This window comes from Streptomyces sp. AHU1, from assembly GCF_045343905.1.
In the GTDB taxonomy this organism is placed as follows: domain Bacteria; phylum Actinomycetota; class Actinomycetes; order Streptomycetales; family Streptomycetaceae; genus Streptomyces; species Streptomyces triticiradicis.
The window spans coordinates 1,787,501-1,804,060 of sequence record NZ_CP174283.1; the positions used below are offsets into that span (position 1 = coordinate 1,787,501).

Annotated in this window: 12 protein-coding genes (1 of these 12 running past the window's edge); 8 read left to right on the forward strand and 4 right to left on the reverse strand. The window is 71.7% G+C overall.

What is annotated here, in order from left to right; genetic code table 11:
* On the forward strand, positions 1–1,434 hold the 3' portion of the coding sequence (gene ptsP, locus ACICHK_RS08210) for a phosphoenolpyruvate--protein phosphotransferase (protein ID WP_406836399.1). It extends 237 nt beyond the left edge of the window; 1,434 of the gene's 1,671 nt are visible here — the last part of the coding sequence; its start codon lies off the left edge, out of view; the stop codon is at positions 1,432–1,434.
* An 82-nt stretch (positions 1,435–1,516) separates the two neighbouring features.
* Here ptsP and ACICHK_RS08215 read toward each other — a convergent pair whose 3' ends face one another.
* Both ACICHK_RS08215 and ACICHK_RS08220 read right to left on the reverse strand, forming a co-directional pair.
* Entirely contained in the window at positions 1,517–2,410 is an 894-nt protein-coding gene (locus ACICHK_RS08215; RefSeq protein ID WP_151468563.1) for a hypothetical protein, read from the reverse strand.
* A gap of 22 nt (positions 2,411–2,432) precedes the next feature.
* Entirely contained in the window at positions 2,433–3,641 is a 1,209-nt protein-coding gene (locus ACICHK_RS08220) for an MFS transporter (RefSeq protein ID WP_406836400.1), read from the reverse strand.
* A 111-nt stretch (positions 3,642–3,752) separates the two neighbouring features.
* On the opposite strand from ACICHK_RS08220, the gene ACICHK_RS08225 reads away from it, so the two are divergent.
* Positions 3,753–5,072 (forward strand): aminotransferase class I/II-fold pyridoxal phosphate-dependent enzyme, encoded by a 1,320-nt coding sequence (locus tag ACICHK_RS08225; RefSeq protein ID WP_406836401.1) that lies wholly within the window; start codon positions 3,753–3,755, stop codon positions 5,070–5,072.
* Here the strand turns inward: ACICHK_RS08225 and ACICHK_RS08230 are convergent, their stop codons facing one another.
* Positions 5,073–7,040 carry an acetoacetate--CoA ligase gene (locus ACICHK_RS08230; RefSeq protein ID WP_406836402.1) on the reverse strand — a complete coding sequence of 656 codons (1,968 nt, stop codon included), beginning with the start codon at positions 7,038–7,040 and terminating at the stop codon, positions 5,073–5,075.
* Between the two features lie 213 nt (positions 7,041–7,253).
* Between ACICHK_RS08230 and ACICHK_RS08235 the strand changes: the two genes are divergently transcribed.
* On the forward strand, positions 7,254–9,635 hold the full coding sequence (locus tag ACICHK_RS08235) for a TIM-barrel domain-containing protein (protein ID WP_406836403.1): 2,382 nt from the start codon (positions 7,254–7,256) through the stop codon (positions 9,633–9,635).
* Positions 9,636–9,638: 3 nt separating this feature from the next.
* Here the strand turns inward: ACICHK_RS08235 and ACICHK_RS08240 are convergent, their stop codons facing one another.
* Positions 9,639–10,175 (reverse strand): NUDIX domain-containing protein, encoded by a 537-nt coding sequence (locus tag ACICHK_RS08240; RefSeq protein ID WP_151468558.1) that lies wholly within the window; start codon positions 10,173–10,175, stop codon positions 9,639–9,641.
* A 245-nt stretch (positions 10,176–10,420) separates the two neighbouring features.
* Between ACICHK_RS08240 and ACICHK_RS08245 the strand changes: the two genes are divergently transcribed.
* The 5 genes from ACICHK_RS08245 (at position 10,421) to glpK (ending at position 16,560) form a co-directional block, all read left to right on the forward strand.
* Complete coding sequence (locus tag ACICHK_RS08245; RefSeq protein WP_406836404.1) at positions 10,421–10,867, forward strand: Zn-ribbon domain-containing OB-fold protein; 447 nt, start codon at positions 10,421–10,423, stop codon at positions 10,865–10,867.
* 28 nt (positions 10,868–10,895) lie between these two features.
* Positions 10,896–12,086 (forward strand): lipid-transfer protein, encoded by a 1,191-nt coding sequence (locus tag ACICHK_RS08250; RefSeq protein ID WP_406836405.1) that lies wholly within the window; start codon positions 10,896–10,898, stop codon positions 12,084–12,086.
* Positions 12,087–12,225: 139 nt separating this feature from the next.
* A complete protein-coding gene (locus tag ACICHK_RS08255) occupies positions 12,226–13,881 on the forward strand; it encodes an EAL domain-containing protein (protein ID WP_406836406.1) in 1,656 nt (551 codons plus the stop codon).
* Positions 13,882–14,221: 340 nt separating this feature from the next.
* Entirely contained in the window at positions 14,222–14,962 is a 741-nt protein-coding gene (locus ACICHK_RS08260) for an MIP/aquaporin family protein (protein WP_406836407.1), read from the forward strand.
* A gap of 77 nt (positions 14,963–15,039) precedes the next feature.
* The gene (glpK, locus tag ACICHK_RS08265) at positions 15,040–16,560 is read left to right on the forward strand and encodes a glycerol kinase GlpK (protein WP_406836408.1); all 1,521 of its coding nucleotides are present in this window, start codon (positions 15,040–15,042) and stop codon (positions 16,558–16,560) included.

Sequence of the window (16,560 nt, forward strand, 5' to 3'; positions counted from 1 at the left end):
CAGGACCCCGAGCTGACGGCCGATGTGAACCGGCGGATCGCCGTCGGCAGCACGGCCGAGCGCGCGGTCTACGACGCGCTCGCCGCCTACCGGGCGCTGCTGGCCGGTGCCGGTGAGTACCTCGCCGGTCGTGTGGCCGATCTCGACGATGTGCGGAACCGTATCGTCGCCCGACTGCTCGGCGTGCCCATGCCAGGCGTTCCGGACAGCGACGAGCCCTACGTCCTCATCGCGCGTGATCTCGCGCCCGCCGACACTGCGCTGCTGGACCCGACCCTGGTCCTCGGCTTCGTCACCGAAGAGGGCGGGCCGACCAGCCACAGCGCGATCCTGGCGCGTGCGCTGGGTGTACCGGCCGTCGTGGCGCTCCCCGGCGCGAGTGAGCTCGCCGAGGGCACCGTGATCGCCGTCGACGGCAGCACGGGTGAGATCTTCGTGGAGCCGAGCGCGGAGAAGAAGGCGCAGATGGAGGCCGCGGCCGCCGAGCGCAAGGCCGCGCTCTCCGCGTCGACCGGCCCGGGTGCCACCTCCGACGGGCACAAGGTGCCGTTGCTGGCCAACGTCGGCGGCCCGGCGGACGTGCCGGCGGCCGTGGAGGCCGGTGCCGAGGGCGTCGGCCTGTTCCGTACCGAGTTCCTCTTCCTCGACGACAGCAAGACGGCGCCGTCCGAGGAGAAGCAGGTCGAGGCCTACCGTCAGGTGCTCGAAGCCTTCCCCGAGGGCCGTGTCGTGGTGCGGGTCCTGGACGCCGGCGCGGACAAGCCGCTGGACTTCCTGACCCCGGCCGACGAGCCGAACCCCGCGCTCGGCGTGCGGGGACTGCGTACGCTGCTCGACCACCCCGACGTACTGCGTACACAGCTCACCGCTCTCGCGAAGGCCTCGGACGGACTGCCGGTCTATCTCGAGGTGATGGCGCCGATGGTCGCGGACCGTACGGACGCGAAGGCGTTCGCGGACGCGTGCCGTGAGGCCGGGCTGCGGGCGAAGTTCGGCGCGATGGTGGAGATCCCGTCGGCCGCGCTGCGGGCGCGGTCGATCCTGCAGGAGGTCGAGTTCCTCTCCCTGGGGACCAACGACCTCGCGCAGTACACGTTCGCCGCCGACCGGCAGGTGGGTGCGGTGTCCCGTCTGCAGGACCCGTGGCAGCCGGCCCTGCTCGACCTGGTCGCGCTGTCCGCCGAGGCGGCGAAGGCCGAGGGCAAGAGCTGTGGTGTCTGCGGTGAGGCCGCGTCGGACCCGCTGCTGGCCTGTGTGCTGACCGGTCTGGGCGTCACCTCCCTGTCGATGGGCGCCGCGTCGATTCCCTATGTGCGGGCGACGCTGGCCAAGTACACGCTGGCCCAGTGCGAGCGGGCCGCCTCGGCCGCGCGTGCCGCGGACACGGCGGAAGAGGCGCGCATCGCGGCGCAGGCGGTGCTGTCCGGCGAGTGAGCCGGACGCTGTCGTCGGCCGACGACAGCGGTTGACGGTACGGAGGGGCGCTCCATCGGTGGACGGGGCGCCCCTTTTCGCGTCAGTGCGTGTGGCCCGTCCGCTTTCCCTCGTCTCCGAGGTCGGGCGGTACGCAATAGTCGACGCCCGATTCCGGGGAGACCAGATCCCCGGATTCGATGTCGGTGCAGTAGGCGTCGAACACCTCCCCGGCGGTGAGGGGCTCCAGGTCGCCGCCGCGCAGGCGCCATCCGTAGACACGGTCGGTGGTGCCGGGTGCGGTGGTGCGCATGACGAGTCCGCAGGCGCTTCGGGTGGCGATGCCGAGAGCCAGGACAGTGGTGAATTCGAGGGCTTCTGATTCGTCGAGGTGTGCGGTGCCTTCGGTGCGTCCTTCTGTCCGCAGCACGGCGACGAGCGTGTCGGGGACGGTCGAGACGCTGCACACCAGGTGGAGGTCTCCCGGGCTCGCGGTGTCGACGACACGGGTGAGCAGGTGGGTGGCGCGGACGAAGGAGGCGCGGCCGATGTCCTCGCCGCAGGTCGCACAGGTACCGATACGGGCCAGGAGAGTGGTGGCGTACTCCCAGGTGGCCCGGCGGACCGCTTCGTCGACGAGGTCGGGGACCAGTTGGTCGAGGGGTTGTCCGTCGTAGGGGATGGTGGGGCCGGTCGCCGCCAGTCGGGCGGTGAAGCGGGTTCGGCTGACCGGGGTGTCGGGTTCCAGGCCGCTTTCGGCGCAGAATTCGGCGTACTCCTCGGGGTCGAAGAGTGCCACCGTGGTGTGGCCGCCCTGGGCCGCGAGGGTCTTGAGCAGGGCCTCGACCTGCTGGAGATAGGTCGTGTGGTCGTCGAAGGCGAAGGTGCGGTAGCGCCGCATCGCCCGGAAGTCCTGTTCGTCGGTCAGCAGGCCGATGGTGCCGGCGATTTCGCGGCGCAGGACGCGTCGCATGCCGTGGTTCTGGGTGTGTGCCATGTTTCCCCCTGTGCACGGTCGATCAATGCTCACTCACAGTAACTGGCGGCACTGACAATGCGGGGCGGGTGAGTCGGTCGCGCACGAGGCGGTGTTGAAACATGCAGGTCAGGGCTATGGTGGCGCCGAAGAGGGTCCATCCGAGGGGGCCGGTGGCGATGGCCGCTGTGACGGTGAGTGGTCCGACGCTGCGCTGCGCGGCCTGTGCCAGTCCGTGGACGCCGAGGTAGGCACCCTGTGCGGTGTCCGGGGCGAGCGCGACGGAGAGTTCCCAGGAGACGGTGGCGTGGAGCATCTCGGCGACCGTGAAGGCGATGGCCGCCGCGGTGAGGGAGAGGGTCACGGCCGCGGTTCCTCCCGTCGTGGAGAGGGCCATGGCGGCACCGCCGAGGGCGAAGAAGGCGGAGAGCGGGACGAGCAGCGCACGCGCGGCGGCTGTCGTGGCGCCGAACCGGGCCAGGGGGACCTGGAGGGCCACGACCATCACGCTGTTCAGGACCTGCAGCAGGGGTGCGAGGCCGTGGGGCGCGCGGTCGGAGTGGGCGATGCACAGGGGCAGTCCGACCTTGAACACGGCGTCGTCGAGGAAGAGGACGGTCTCGGTGGCGACGTAGGCGAGGTAGGTGCGGTCGCGCCAGGGGCCGACGGGCCGTGCCGCGGGGGCGGGGGTCTTCGACGCGGTGACCGTGCGGGCGGCCGAGGGCGGTTCGCCGCAGCGGGCGGTGGCGAGAGCCACGATCACGAACGAGAGGGCGTCACCGGCGAGCAGCCACTGGTACGCGGCCGTGGTTCCGAGGGCCAGTGCCGCTGCCGCCACGAGGCCTCCCAGGGCCCAGCCGGCGTTGGCGACGGTGCGGTTGAGGGCTTGGTAGCGGACGCGGTCGGGTCCCGAGACGCGGGTGGCGTAGAGCTTGGTCAGGACGTTCGCAGCGCGGTCCCCGAAGCCGCCGACAGCGGAGAACACCATGAGGAGGGCGTAGTCGTCGGTGGTCAGCAGCGCGAAGGAGGCGAAGGCCCGCAGGAGTTGGAGCGCGATGAGGGCGCGGGTGAGCGGCAGGCGGTCGGCGACCATCCCGCCCAGGGGCGGGCCCGCGATGCCGACCGCTCCGGCCACGGCCGCGACGGTGCCGATCTGCGCGACCGAGAGACCGGTCACGTAGGTGAAGTACAGGACGGAGACGGATGCCCACAGGCCGCTGCCGACGCGGTCGGCCAGGGAGATCCAGAGCATTCTCCGTCCGTCGGGGCCTCCTGGTATGCGTGCCGGCCGTGCGGCTGCGCGACGCGTCGGACTCACTGCTCCCCCTTGCCTCGAATTATGTATTGATACATACTTAGAAACGTGGCAGCACAATATTCGATCACTGGTACGACAGCCAAGGGAATTGCCGCGTCCGTCGAACGGGGCGTGGCCGAGGGTGCGTTGGAGCCGGGTACGGCGCTGCCTCCGGTGCGCGCGCTCGCCGACCGGCTCGGAGTGAGTCCCGGGACGGTCGCCACGGCGTACAAGGAGTTGCGGCAGCGCGCGATCGTGGTGACCCGCGGGCGGGGCGGGACCGTGGTGGCCGCCGCACCCGCGGTGGCGTCACGGCGGCCACCACGCGTGCCGGACGGGCTGCGCGACCTGGCGGGCGGGCACCCGGACCCCGGGCTGCTCCCCCACCTGGTGCCGCCGTCGCGGCTCTCCCCCGGTGCCCGTTCCCACCGCAGTACGCCGCGTCTGGCACGGCTGGAAGGAGTCGTGCGCGACTGGCTGGAGCCCGATGGGGTGCCGGCGGAACACGTGACGTTCGCTCATGGTGCGCTGGACCTGATCGGACGGCTACTGTCGGTGGAGCTGCGTCCGGGGGACGCGGTCGCGATGGAGGACCCCGGCTATCACCATCTGCTGGATCTGGTCACGGCACTGGGACTGCACACGGTTCCGGTCGCGGTGGACGACCAGGGCATCCGCCCCGAGGCCTTGCGGGCAGCGCTGCGGGCGGGGGTGCGCGCGGTGGTGTGCAGTCCGCGGGCGCAGAACCCCTGCGGGGGCAGTTTCTCGGGAGCCCGGCGGGACGCGCTCGTGGAGGTGCTCCAGGAGGCACCCGATGTGCTGGTCGTGGAGAACGATCACGCGTCGTCGGTCGCCGACGCGCCGCTGCGCACCCTGACCGCGGGCGGTCTGAACCGCTGGGTCCATGTGCGCACGGTGAGCAAGTTCCTGGGGACCGACCTGCGGTGGGCGGCCGCGGCGTGCGATCCGACGACACTGGCCCGTCACGACGGCCGCCTGCTGCTGACCTCGGGCTGGGTCAGCCATCTGCTGCAGGAGACGGTGCACGGGCTGATGACGGACGACGGCACGCGCGCGTTGGTGGCCCGCGCCCGGGAGACGTACGCGCTGCGCCGGAACGCGCTGCTCCGTGAGCTGGCCGACCGCGGCACGAAGGCGCACGGTGCGAGCGGGATGAACGTCTGGGTACCCGTGCGGGACGAGTCGGCGGTCGTGAACGGGCTGCGTTCCCACGGATGGTGGGTCGCGGCGGGCGCGCGTTTCAGGACCTCGGCCGCGCCCGGTGTACGGATCTCGGTCGCGGAACTCCCGCCCGCCGACGCCGCCCGCCTGGCCTCCGACTTCACCGCCGTGCTCGGCGAGTCGGAGACCACCTACGGAGGCTGATCAGCCGCGCTCGCGGGCCAGCTTCTCGTAGAAGCGCAGGAGTTCGACGTCGTCCACGGAACCGACGTTGACGGCCTTCTCCATGGACGCGCCCTGGAGGAGACGTTTGACCGGTACCTCGATGCGCTTGCCGGTCAGGGTGTGGGGCACTCCGGGCACTTCGATGACCTCGTCGGGGACGTGGCGCGGGGAGAGCTGCTCTCGGATGGTCCCCTTGATGCGGTTCAGAAGGTCCTCGTCCAGGACGGCTCCGGGAGCGAGGTGGACGAACAGCGGCATCCAGTAGCCGCCGTCGGGCTGCTCGACACCGATGACGAGCGACTCCTTGATCTCGGGGAGGCGCTCGACGGCTTCGTAGATGTCGGCCGAGCCCATCCGCACGCCCCCTCGGTTGAGCGTGGAGTCGGAACGGCCGTGGATCACGACGGAGCCCCGTGAGGTGATGGTGATCCAGTCGCCGTGGCGCCACACTCCGGGATACGTGTCGAAGTAGCTGTCGTGGTAGCGGCTGCCGTCGGGGTCGTTCCAGAAACGGATGGGCATGGACGGCATGGGGTTGGTGACGACCAGTTCGCCGACCTCGTCGGTGAGGGGCTTTCCGCTGGGGTCCCAGGACTGGAGGTCGGTGCCGAGGCCGGCGGCCTGGAGTTCGCCGATGTACACCGGGAGCGTCGGCACCGCTCCGGCGAAGCAGGAGCACACGTCGGTGCCGCCGCTGACGGAGGCGATCCACAGGTCCTCGCGGACCTCGTCGTGCAGCCAGCGGAATCCGTCGGGCGGCAGGGGCGAGCCGGTCGTGGCGACGCATCGCACCCGGCCGAGGTCGAAGTCGCGCGAGGGGTGGACACCCGCCTTGCGGCAGGCCATCACGTACGCGGCGGACGTGCCGAAGAGGGTCGCCCCGGTGCGTTCGGCGATGCGCCACTGGGCACCCGTGTCCGGATACCCGGGGCTGCCGTCGTACAGCACGATCGTGGTGCCCGTGAGCAGGCCGGAGACGAGGAAGTTCCACATCATCCAGCCGGTGGACGTGTACCAGAAGAAGCGGTCCCCGGGACCCAGGTCGCAGTGCAGGCCGAGCTGCTTGAGGTGCTCGACGAGGATGCCGCCCTGGGACTGGACGATGGCCTTGGGGAGGCCGGTCGTGCCGGAGGAATAGAGCACCCACAGCGGGTGGTCGAAGGGAACCTGCTCGAAGACGGGCTCCACGTCGGCGGCGGTCAGCGCCGACCAGTCCAGGGCACCCTCGGGAGCCTCGGTGCCCAGCAGCGGGATGTGCACGACGGCGCTCAGGGTGGGCAGCTCACGGCGCAGCTCGGCGACCGTGTCACGGCGGTCGTGCTCCTTGCCGCCGTAGCGGTAGCCGTCGACGGCGAACAGGACCACGGGTTCGACCTGCTGGAAGCGGTCGAGGACGCTGCGGGCGCCGAAGTCGGGGGCGCAGGAGGTCCAGACTCCGCCCACGGCGGCCGTGGCCAGCAGGGCGACCACGGCCTGCGGGACGTTCGGGAGGTAGCCGCTGACACGGTCTCCGGGACGTACCCCGAGGGCGCGCAGCTCGGCGGCCAGGGAGCCGACCTGGCGGCGCAGCTCGGACCACGTCACGGGGACGGACTCGTGGGTCTCGTCGACATGCAGGAGGGCCGGTTCGTCCGCACGGGTCTCCGCGGCGCGCAGGGCGTGCTCCGCGTAGTTGAGGGTCCCCCCGGGGAACCACTCCGCGCCGGGCATGGCGCGATCGCCGAGCACGCGCGCGTAAGGGGTCGAGAACCGTACGTCGAACCATTCGGTGACGGCTTTCCAGAACGTGTCCAGCTCGTCGACCGACCAGCGGTGCAGGGCCGCGTAGCCCCCGTCGGACGGGGCTCCGTGCCGTTCGGCCGCCCAGGCCTGGAACTTCGTGACCTGCGCCTTGCCGATGCCCTCGGCGGTGGGCTGCCAGAGCGGTGAGGGGTTCGTGGTGGACATGGGGCGTCTCCCGGGCTGTGCGCGTCGTGGGCGTCGGTCGCGCACGAGCGGGGGTGTGCGCGTCACGCGGCTGACACGGACGATGCCATGTGATCGACTTCTTTACCAGGGCACGCCCCACATAGTCGGCTACATGAAGATGTGGCGTCGCAACAGGTGAACGGCAGTTGAACGACGCACTCGACGAGCGTCGGTAGTGGCAGGGTGAGCGGCATGGACGGTCGTGACCTGGTGCGTTCGGTGAAAGCGGTCGGCTCGGGGGGTACCGCTCAGAGGTTCCTCACCGTGCGGGCCGCGTGGCGTAGGAGGCGTGCGGATGCCACCGGGCTGCCGCGGCGGGGCTCGGAGCGGGCGCGGGTACCCGGGCCGGTGCTCGGTGTGGAGCCGGGCCCCGGTGGCGGGGTCGTCCGCTTCACGCGCTCGGAACTGCGGATCACGGTCACGGTGGGCGGGGCGGTCTTCTGGGGCTGGGACGCGGCCGCGCCGGAGCCGTCGTACGCCCTTGCCGACCGCTCCCCCGAGCCGGACCCGCGGGCCGTTCTGGAGCCGGACAAGGACGGCGGCTGGCGGGTCGTGGCCGAACGGGTCACGGTCGTGGTCTCACGGCACGGCGCGGTCCAGGTCCTCACCCCCGGCGGAGTGGTCCTGCGCCGGGATCTGCCGCCCCGGTGGTGGGAACCCGTCGACGGTGGCGAGGGCCGCTGGATGCAGCGTTCCGAAGTGGCGGCCGACGCCCGGTTCTTCGGTCTGGGCGGCCGGGCGGCGGGGCTCCGGCTGCGTGAGGGGACGTACCGGCTGTGGAACACGGATCCGGGACAGGCCTTCGGGCAGGGCGACGATCCGCTGTACCTCACGATGCCCGTGCAGATGGTCGTCGCCGACGCGGGCACGCACCTCGTGTTCCACGACACGTCGTGGGACGGCACCGTGACCCTGCGGGAGGGCGAGGAGGGCGCCGGCTCCGGACACGACCGGGCGGGCTCGTGCGAGCTGCGCATGGACGGCGGCCCGCTGCGCTGCTGGGTGGTGGTGGGGACTCCCGCGCGCGTGCTGCACTCGTGGGCGTCGCTGACCGGTGCCGCGGCGCTGCCGCCCGCGTGGGCGCTGGGGTACCAGCACGCGCGGTGGGGTTTCGGCAGTGAGCAGGAGGTGCGCAGGATCGTCGCGGGCTACCAGGAGCGGGACCTGCCGCTGGACGCCGTGCACCTGGACGTCGACCACCTCGACGCCCACCAGGCGTTCACCGTCGATCGCGACCGCTTCCCGAAGCTTCCGCTGCTCGCCGACGAACTGCGGCGCGACGGGATACGTCTGGTGTCCGTCGTGGACCCGGCGGTCAAGGCGGAGCCGGGCAACGCCGTGTACGACGGTGGTCTCGCCGAGGACGCCTTCGTGCGGGACGCCTCGGGACAGCTCGTGCGCGGCGTCGCACGGCCCGGGGAGGCCGTTTTCCCGGACTTCACGGACGCGCGGGCGCGCGCGTGGTGGGGCAGGCTCTACGAGGAGCGGCTCGCGCAGGGGTTCGCGGGGTTCTGGCACGCCACGAACGAGCCGACGTCGTTCACGGCCTTCGGGGAGTCGACGCTGCCGCGTTCGGCCCGGCATTCCCTGGAGGGCCGCGGCGGTGACCACCGCGAGGCCCACAACGTGTACGCGCTGGGCATGGCCCGTGCCGCCCACGAGGGACTGCGTGAACTCGCTCCCCAGGAGCGGCCGTTCCTGTTCTCACGCTCCGGATGGGTGGGACTGCAGCGCTACGCGGGGACGTGGTCCGGGGACGTGGCCACGGGCTGGCCCGGGTTGCGGGCGTCGTTGTCCCTGGTGATGGGGCTCGGACTGTGCGGAGTGCCCTACTCGGGGCCCGATGTGGGCGGCTTCGACGGCAGCCCGTCGCCCGAGCTCTATCTGCGGTGGTTCCAGCTGGGGGCGTACCTCCCGCTGTTCCGCACGCACGCGAGTGCCCGGGCCGGGCGCAGGGAGCCCTGGGAGTTCGGTGACGAGGTGCTGGAGCACGCGCGCGTGGTGCTCGCCGAACGGCGGCGGCTGCTCCCGTACTTCATGACGCTGGCGCACACCGCGCGCCGCACGGGTGCCCCGTACGTCCGGCCGCTGTGGTGGGGCAGCCCCGAGGACCGGGCACTGCGCGACTGCGAGGACGCCTTCCTGCTCGGCGACGGCCTTCTGGTGGCACCGGTGCTGGACCACGGTGCGCTGCGGCGGTCGGTGCGACTGCCGCGGGGGCGTTGGTACGACACGCTCACCGAGGAGGCGTACGAGGGGCCGGCTCAGGTGGCCGTCGACGCTCCCCTGTCGCGGATCCCGGTGTTCGCGCGGGCCGGTGCCGTCCTGCCCGTGCGCGGCGCCGACGGTGGTCCGGAGCTGGAGGCGTGGGCACCCGCGCGCGGAGGCGGTGGGGGCGGGGGCGGGCTCGTCGTGCCGGACAGCGGGGACGGACGGGAGGAACCGGAGGCCGAACGCTACGTGTCCCGCTGGGAGGGGGACGAGGTGGTGGTGCGACGGACCGACGGCGCGGGGGGCCTGAGCGGGCCGTCGTACCCGGTGCGGGTGCGGGGACTGGGGAAGGCCGGACCCTGACCCTCAGATGTACCGTCCCTCGAACCAGGCGCGGGCCGCCGAGGTGTGCAGCGGGAAGGCGAGTTCGGCCGGGCGGCGCAGCAGGTGCCAGCCTTCCGTCTCGTCCGTGGCGGCGGACCGCGGCAGTTCGGCGGCGGGACGTTCCGGGAGGAGCCCGAAGAGCAGCAGATGACCCGCGGGAGAACTCATCGCGTCGGCGAGCCGCACGTCCCTGCTCGCCGCGTCGATCCCCGTCTCCTCCTTGAGCTCGCGCACGACGGCCTGCCGCCAGTCCTCCCGGTGGTCGATGAATCCCCCGGGCAGCGCCACGCCCCCGCGCGCGGGGGCGATGGTCCGGGTGATGACGACCAGGGAGGCGCCCTTGTCGTCGTACACGGGTTGCAGGGCCACCGCGACCGGCAGCGGATTGCGGTAGGCGACCGTGCCGCAGGCGGCGCAGGTGCGGGGCCAGCCGGAGACGCCCTCTCCGTAGGGAGCGCCGCAGCTCGAACAGTGGGAGCCGGGCGCGAAGTCGGCGGGTGGGTGCGGGGTTTCGGACACGCCGCGGACTGTAGCCCATCACGGAACGGACGTCTTCGGATCGGGACGGATGACGGACCGGGGCGGAGCGGTCCAGGACGGAGCGGTCCGGACGGGGTGTCCGGAATCGTTCCCGTGGTCCCGGACGCCCGGCAGGCGCTCCCCCTCCCGGGAGCACCCGTGGGTCCGTCCGGACGCCCTGCCCAATTCGCGGCGCCCGTGGCACACTTCTGACGTTCCGTCAGATCGAGCGCCCTGGAGGGACCGTGCCGCGCACACGCACACCTGTCGTCGCCGGGTGGTTCACCGGGGAGGGGGACGGCTTCCGCCTGCTCGGCACACGGTGCTCGGCCTGCTCCTCGGTGTTCTTCCCCCGCGAGGACGCCTTCTGCCGCAATCCGGGGTGCGCCGGCGGCGAGCTGACGGAGGTGCCGCTGTCCTCCCGGGGGCGCGTCTGGTCCTACACCGACAGCCGGTACCGGCCTCCGTCACCCTATGTGACCGACCCGGAACTCTCGTGGGATCCCTGCGCGTTGATCGCTGTGGAACTGGAATCCGAGCGCCTCGTGGTGCTCGGCCAGGCGGTCCCCGGGATCACCGTCGCGGATCTGGCGGTGGGCATGGAGGTGGAGGTCGTCCCCGGTGTGCTGCACGAGGACGAGGAGACGACCTGGACGACGTGGCACTGGCGGCCGACGGGGATGACGGCGTGAAGGACACGAGGCGGACGGAGGTGACGGCGTGACCGGTGATGTGGCGGTGCTCGGTGTGGGGATGCACCCGTGGGGCAAGTGGGGTCGCCGTTTCGTCGAGTACGGTGTCGCCGCGGCGCGCGCGGCGCTGACCGACGCGGGTATCGGCTGGCGGGACGTCGACTCGACCGTGGGCGCCGCCACCGTGCGCGGAGGCTATCCGGGGTACGTGGCGGGGGCGACGTTCGCGAAGGCACTGGGATGGCAGGGAGCACGGGTGGCGAGCGCCTACGCGGCCTGTGCCTCCGGGGCGCAGGCACTGGACACGGCGCGTGCGCAGATACTCTCGGGCCTCGCCGAGGTGGTCCTCGTGGTGGGCGCGGACGCGGCGCCCAAGGGGTTCTTCCGCCCCGCCGGCGGGGACCGGCCGGACGATCCGGACTGGCTGCGCTTCCGTGTCCTGGGGGCGACGAATCCGGCGTACTTCGGTCTGTACGCGCGGCGCCGGATGGCCCTGTACGGCGACACCCCGGAGGACTTCGCCCAGGTGAAGGTGAAGAACGCGGCTGTGGGCGCGCTCAATCCCAACGCCCGCTACCGCAAGAGGGTCACGGCCGAGGAGGTCGCCGCGTCGGCCGTCGTCGCCGATCCGCTGCGGCTGCTCGACATCTGCGCGACGTCGGACGGCGGTGCCGCCGTGGTGCTGGCCGGCATGGAGTTCGCCCGGCGGCACGGGGTCGCCGAGCCCGTACGGATCCGCGCCGTGTCGACCGTGTCGCCGCGCTATCCGAACACCGTGCTGGATCTGCCGGACATCGCCACGGACTCCGCGGCCGGCGCGGAGCCGGCCGCGGAGACCTTCCGGGCGTCCATCGCCCGAGCGGCGTACGAGGAGGCGGGCATCGGGCCCGAGGACCTCTCGTTGGCCGAGGTCTACGACCTGTCGACCGCCTTGGAACTGCAGTGGTACGAGGACCTGGGGCTCTGCGGGGAGGGCGAGGCCGCCAAACTCCTGCGGGAGGGCGCCACGGCACTCGGCGGGCGCATACCGGTGAACGTCAGCGGCGGGCTCGCCTCCTTCGGGGAGGCCGTTCCCGCGCAGGCCATCGCCCAGGTGTGCGAGCTGACCTGGCAGTTGCGCGCCGGTGCGGGGGACCGGCAGGTCACCAGGGCGCGGGTGGGGATCACCGCGAACCAGGGATTGTTCGGCCACGGCTCCTCGGTCGTGGCGGTGCGGTAGCGCCGCGGCGGCGGTCCCGGCCGATCCGTGCGTGTGCGCGCCCGGGCCCCTCCCGGACTCGCCGTGACGACCCGGGAATCCTGCGTGAACACCTCGTGAATCGCCCACCGGCGCACGCCGGCAGCGACACCATGCTGTTGTGCCCTCCTGGACGGATATGATCCGTTTCGCCTTCCAGCCGGTCGTCAATCTGACGACCGGAGGGGTCGCGGCGCTGGAGACACTCGCCCGTCCGGAGTCCGGCGACATCCTGGCGCGGGCGCGTCGCGATCCCGAACTGGACGGCCGGCTGGCCGCGTTGGCGATCAGGGCCGCCGCCCGCAAGGAGACGCTGCTGCCCCTGCACGTGAACGTGTTCGCCGGAACGCTGGCCGACCTCGGCCGGCTCTCGGCGCTGCGCGACGAGGTGCGGGAAGCCGGACGGCTGCCCTGCGAGGTCACCGTCGACGTCGTCCCGCCGTACACGCACGTGCCCCAGCGCGCCCTGCTGGAGGCGGTGGCCGCGGTGCGCGGCGAGGGTTTCCGCATCTGCGCGGACGGGATCGGCGACGGCGACGTACCGCTGCGCCTGCTCACGGATCTCGCCCCGGAGCTGATGAAGCTCGACGTGTCCCTGTTGTCGCGGCCCGCGGCGGTGCGCGCGATGCGGACACTGTGCGAACAGCTCGGCGCGCTGCTGTCCGTCGAAGGCGTCGAAACGGAACTGCAGTGCGCCGCCGCGCTGTCGGCGGGGGCACAGCTCGCGCAGGGCGACCTGTTCGCACCGCCCGCCCGGCGGCCCTCGGCGGACGTATACGTTCCGCCGCTGTCGCCCGACGTCCGTGGCGCGCCCCGGTCCGGGCCGTCCGTGGGGCAGTTCGTCCGCCCGGCCGCGCTGCTGCCGGCCACCGCGTCGGCCGGACAGGTCAGGGCCCTGCTCACCGGGTCGCCCGACGTGTCCGGTGTGCTGCTCGTGGATCCGTCCGGGACACCGGTCCGCTCGGTGCACCGGTCGCGCTTCCTGCTGTCGATGTCCGGGCGCTACGGGCATGCGCTGTACGCCGACCGGCCGGCCGCCAGACTGGGTGACGTGCCGCGTACGGTCGGCGTCGACGCCACGGCCTGGGAAGTGCTCGATGTCGTCGCGGACGGGGACCGGGACCGTACGTCCGACGATGTCGCGGTCGTCGACCGCCACGGGCGGTGCGTGGGCGTCGTACGCCTGGCGGACCTCGTACGGGCGCTGTCGGAGAGCCGGGTCGAGGAGGCCGCCGGGCTCAACCCGCTGACCCGGCTGCCCGGCTCGGACACCGTCACCGGGGAGGTGGACCGGCGGATCGCGGACGGCCGGATGTTCGCGCTGAGCTGGCTGGACATCGACCACTTCAAACAGGTCAACGACGGAGCGGGGTTCGCGGCCGGCGACGAGCTGATCCGGTCGGTGGGACGGATGCTGCAGCACGCGGCGTCCGGAGCGACCCTGGTCGGGCACATCGGCGGCGACGACTTCCTGGTCCTCGCCGACCCGGACACCCTCGACCCGCTGGCCGCCTCGGTGCTCGACGCTCCCTGGGCAGCGGGCGGCCGTGCCGTCACCCTGTCGCTGGCCACGGTGCTGTGCGCGCCCGGCAGCGTGGTCGACCACCGGCAGGCGGCCACCTCCCTGGCTCCCCTCAAACAGGCGGCCAAGGCTCTGGACGGGGCGAGTTGGGTGCTGGGACGCGCGGGGCTTCCCGGTCATGAGGTCCGCCGCGGCACCGGGACCGGGATGGGACACGGCCCGGTGGAGCCGTACGGGCAGACACTGACCGGCTGACCCGGCTGACCCGTACGGCGCCGACGCCCCTTCGCGGCGCGTCTTCTTCGCACCCTCCAACCGGTGCGGTCCACGACCTTGACGCCCCCTGGGCGCCGGTGAACACTTCCGGGTGTCAGTCGGCATCGCCGCAATCGGACGCTGTCAGGCGCCGTACCGCTCGGGTTTCCGACCTGCGCCCAGGGCCGTTGCCCACAGGCGATTCCGCTGCGACGGCACGCTCGTCACGGACGCCGGGCGGGGCGCGGAACCTCCCTGCCTCCGGCTGAAGCAGCCATGGGAACGCACTCTGCACGGTGGCCCGGAGCGGATCGTTCCGGGCGAGAGCCTAGGAGCCGCCATGAGCAACGGAGACATCTTTGTCGGCGAGTTGATCGGCACGGCGATCCTGATCCTCTTCGGCGCGGGTGTGTGCGCCGCCGTCACCCTGAACAGATCGAAGGCCCAGGGAGCGGGCTGGATCGTCATCACCTTCGGGTGGGGCTTCGGTGTCCTGGCCGGTGCCTACACCTCGGCTCCCCTGTCGGGAGGGCAGATCAACCCGGCGGTCACCATCGGATTCGCGATCGAGGGTTCCACGAAGTGGTCGGACGTACCCTTCTACGTCCTCGGGCAGCTCACCGGGGCCGTCATCGGGGCGGTCCTGTGCTGGCTGCTCTACCTCGGCCAGTTCAACCTCAACGCCGAGGACGACGGGGCCATCGAGACGCTGGGGATCTTCTCCACGCGTCCCGAGATCGACAACCCGGTACAGAACCTGATCACCGAGATCATCGCCACCGCCGCCCTCATGCTGCCCATCCTCGGAATGGTCGGCGGCGGCAAGCACGTCGCCGGCATCGGTGACGCGGGTCTGCCGGTCCTGCTCATCTCCTTCCTCGTCGTCGGCATCGGTCTCTCGCTGGGCGGACCCACCGGGTACGCCATCAACCCGGCCCGCGACCTGGGACCACGTCTCGCCCACGCGCTGCTGCCGATTCCCAACAAGGGCACTTCGGAGTGGGGATACTCCTGGATTCCGGTGGTCGGCCCGATCGCGGGTGCCGCCGTCGGCGCCGGCATCTACAACCTGGCCTTCTGACCGGACACCGTCACCGCCGCAGTCCGGCCTCCTGACGAGAACACAGCCTCCTGACGAAGAACACGTAAGGGGACGACATGACGGACAACGCCGAGAAATACGTCGCCGCGATCGACCAGGGCACCACTTCCAGCCGTTGCATCATCTTCGACCGGGGCGGCGCGATCGTCGCCGTCGACCAGCGCGAACACCGCCAGATCTTCCCCAAACCGGGCTGGGTGGAGCACGACGCCACCGAGATCTGGTCCAAGGTGCAGGCCGTGGTCGCGGGAGCGGTCGCCAAGGCCGGGCTGCGCACCGACCAGCTCAGCGCGCTCGGCATCACCAACCAGCGCGAAACGACGGTCCTGTGGGACCGCGCCACCGGCAAGCCCGTCCACAACGCGATCGTCTGGCAGGACACCCGCACGTCGGCACTCTGCAACGAACTGGGCGGCCCGGACGGCCAGGACCGTTTCCGCGAACGGACCGGACTCCCGCTCGCGAGCTACTTCTCCGGGCCCAAGGCGGCCTGGCTGCTCGACAACGTCCCGGGCCTGCGCACACGCGCCGAACGCGGCGAGATCGCCTTCGGCACCATCGACTCGTGGCTCATATGGAACCTGACCGGCGGCACCGACGGCGGGCGGCACGTCACCGACGTGACCAACGCCGGGCGCACCATGCTGATGAACCTCGACACCCTCCAGTGGGACCCGTCCATCCTCTCCGCGATGGACATACCTGAGGCGGTGCTCCCCGAGATCAGGTCCTCCGCCGAGGTGTACGGCACCGCCGTGGGCCAACTCGGCGGTGTGCCGGTCGCGTCGGCGCTCGGCGACCAGCAGGCGGCGGTCTTCGGCCAGGCCTGCTACGACGTCGGCACGGCCAAGAACACCTACGGCACCGGCAGCTTCCTGCTGCTGAACACCGGCGACAGGCCCGTTCCGTCGAAGAACGGGCTGCTGACCACCATGGGCTACAAGATCGGTACCGAGGCGCCGGTCTACTGCCTCGAAGGGTCGATCGCGATCACGGGCGCGCTGGTGCAGTGGTTCCGGGACCAGCTGGGCATCATCCGTTCCGCAGACGAGATCGAAACGCTGGCCGCGAGCGTCGAGGACAACGGCGGCGCGTACGTCGTGCCCGCCTTCTCGGGCCTGTTCGCCCCCTACTGGCGCTCGGACGCCCGCGGCGTCATCACCGGTCTCACGCGGTACGTCACGAAGGCGCACCTCGCCCGTGCGGTCCTGGAGGCCACGAGCTGGCAGACGCGTGAGGTCGTGGACGCCATGTACCAGGACTCGGGGGTTCGGATCACCACCCTGAAGGTGGACGGCGGCATGACCGGGAACAATCTGCTGATGCAGCACCAGGCGGACGTCCTCGGCGTGCCGGTGATCCGTCCGAAGGTCTCCGAGACGACCTGTCTGGGCGCCGCGTACGCGGCGGGGCTGGCGACCGGCGTGTGGAACGACCTCGACGAGCTGAAGTCGCACTGGCAGAAGGACGTCGAATGGACGCCGTCCATGGCGGCGTCGGTGCGCGACAGCGAGTACCACAACTGGCGCAAGGCGGTGGAGAAGAGCTTCGGCTGGCACGACGACACCGTCGGATGA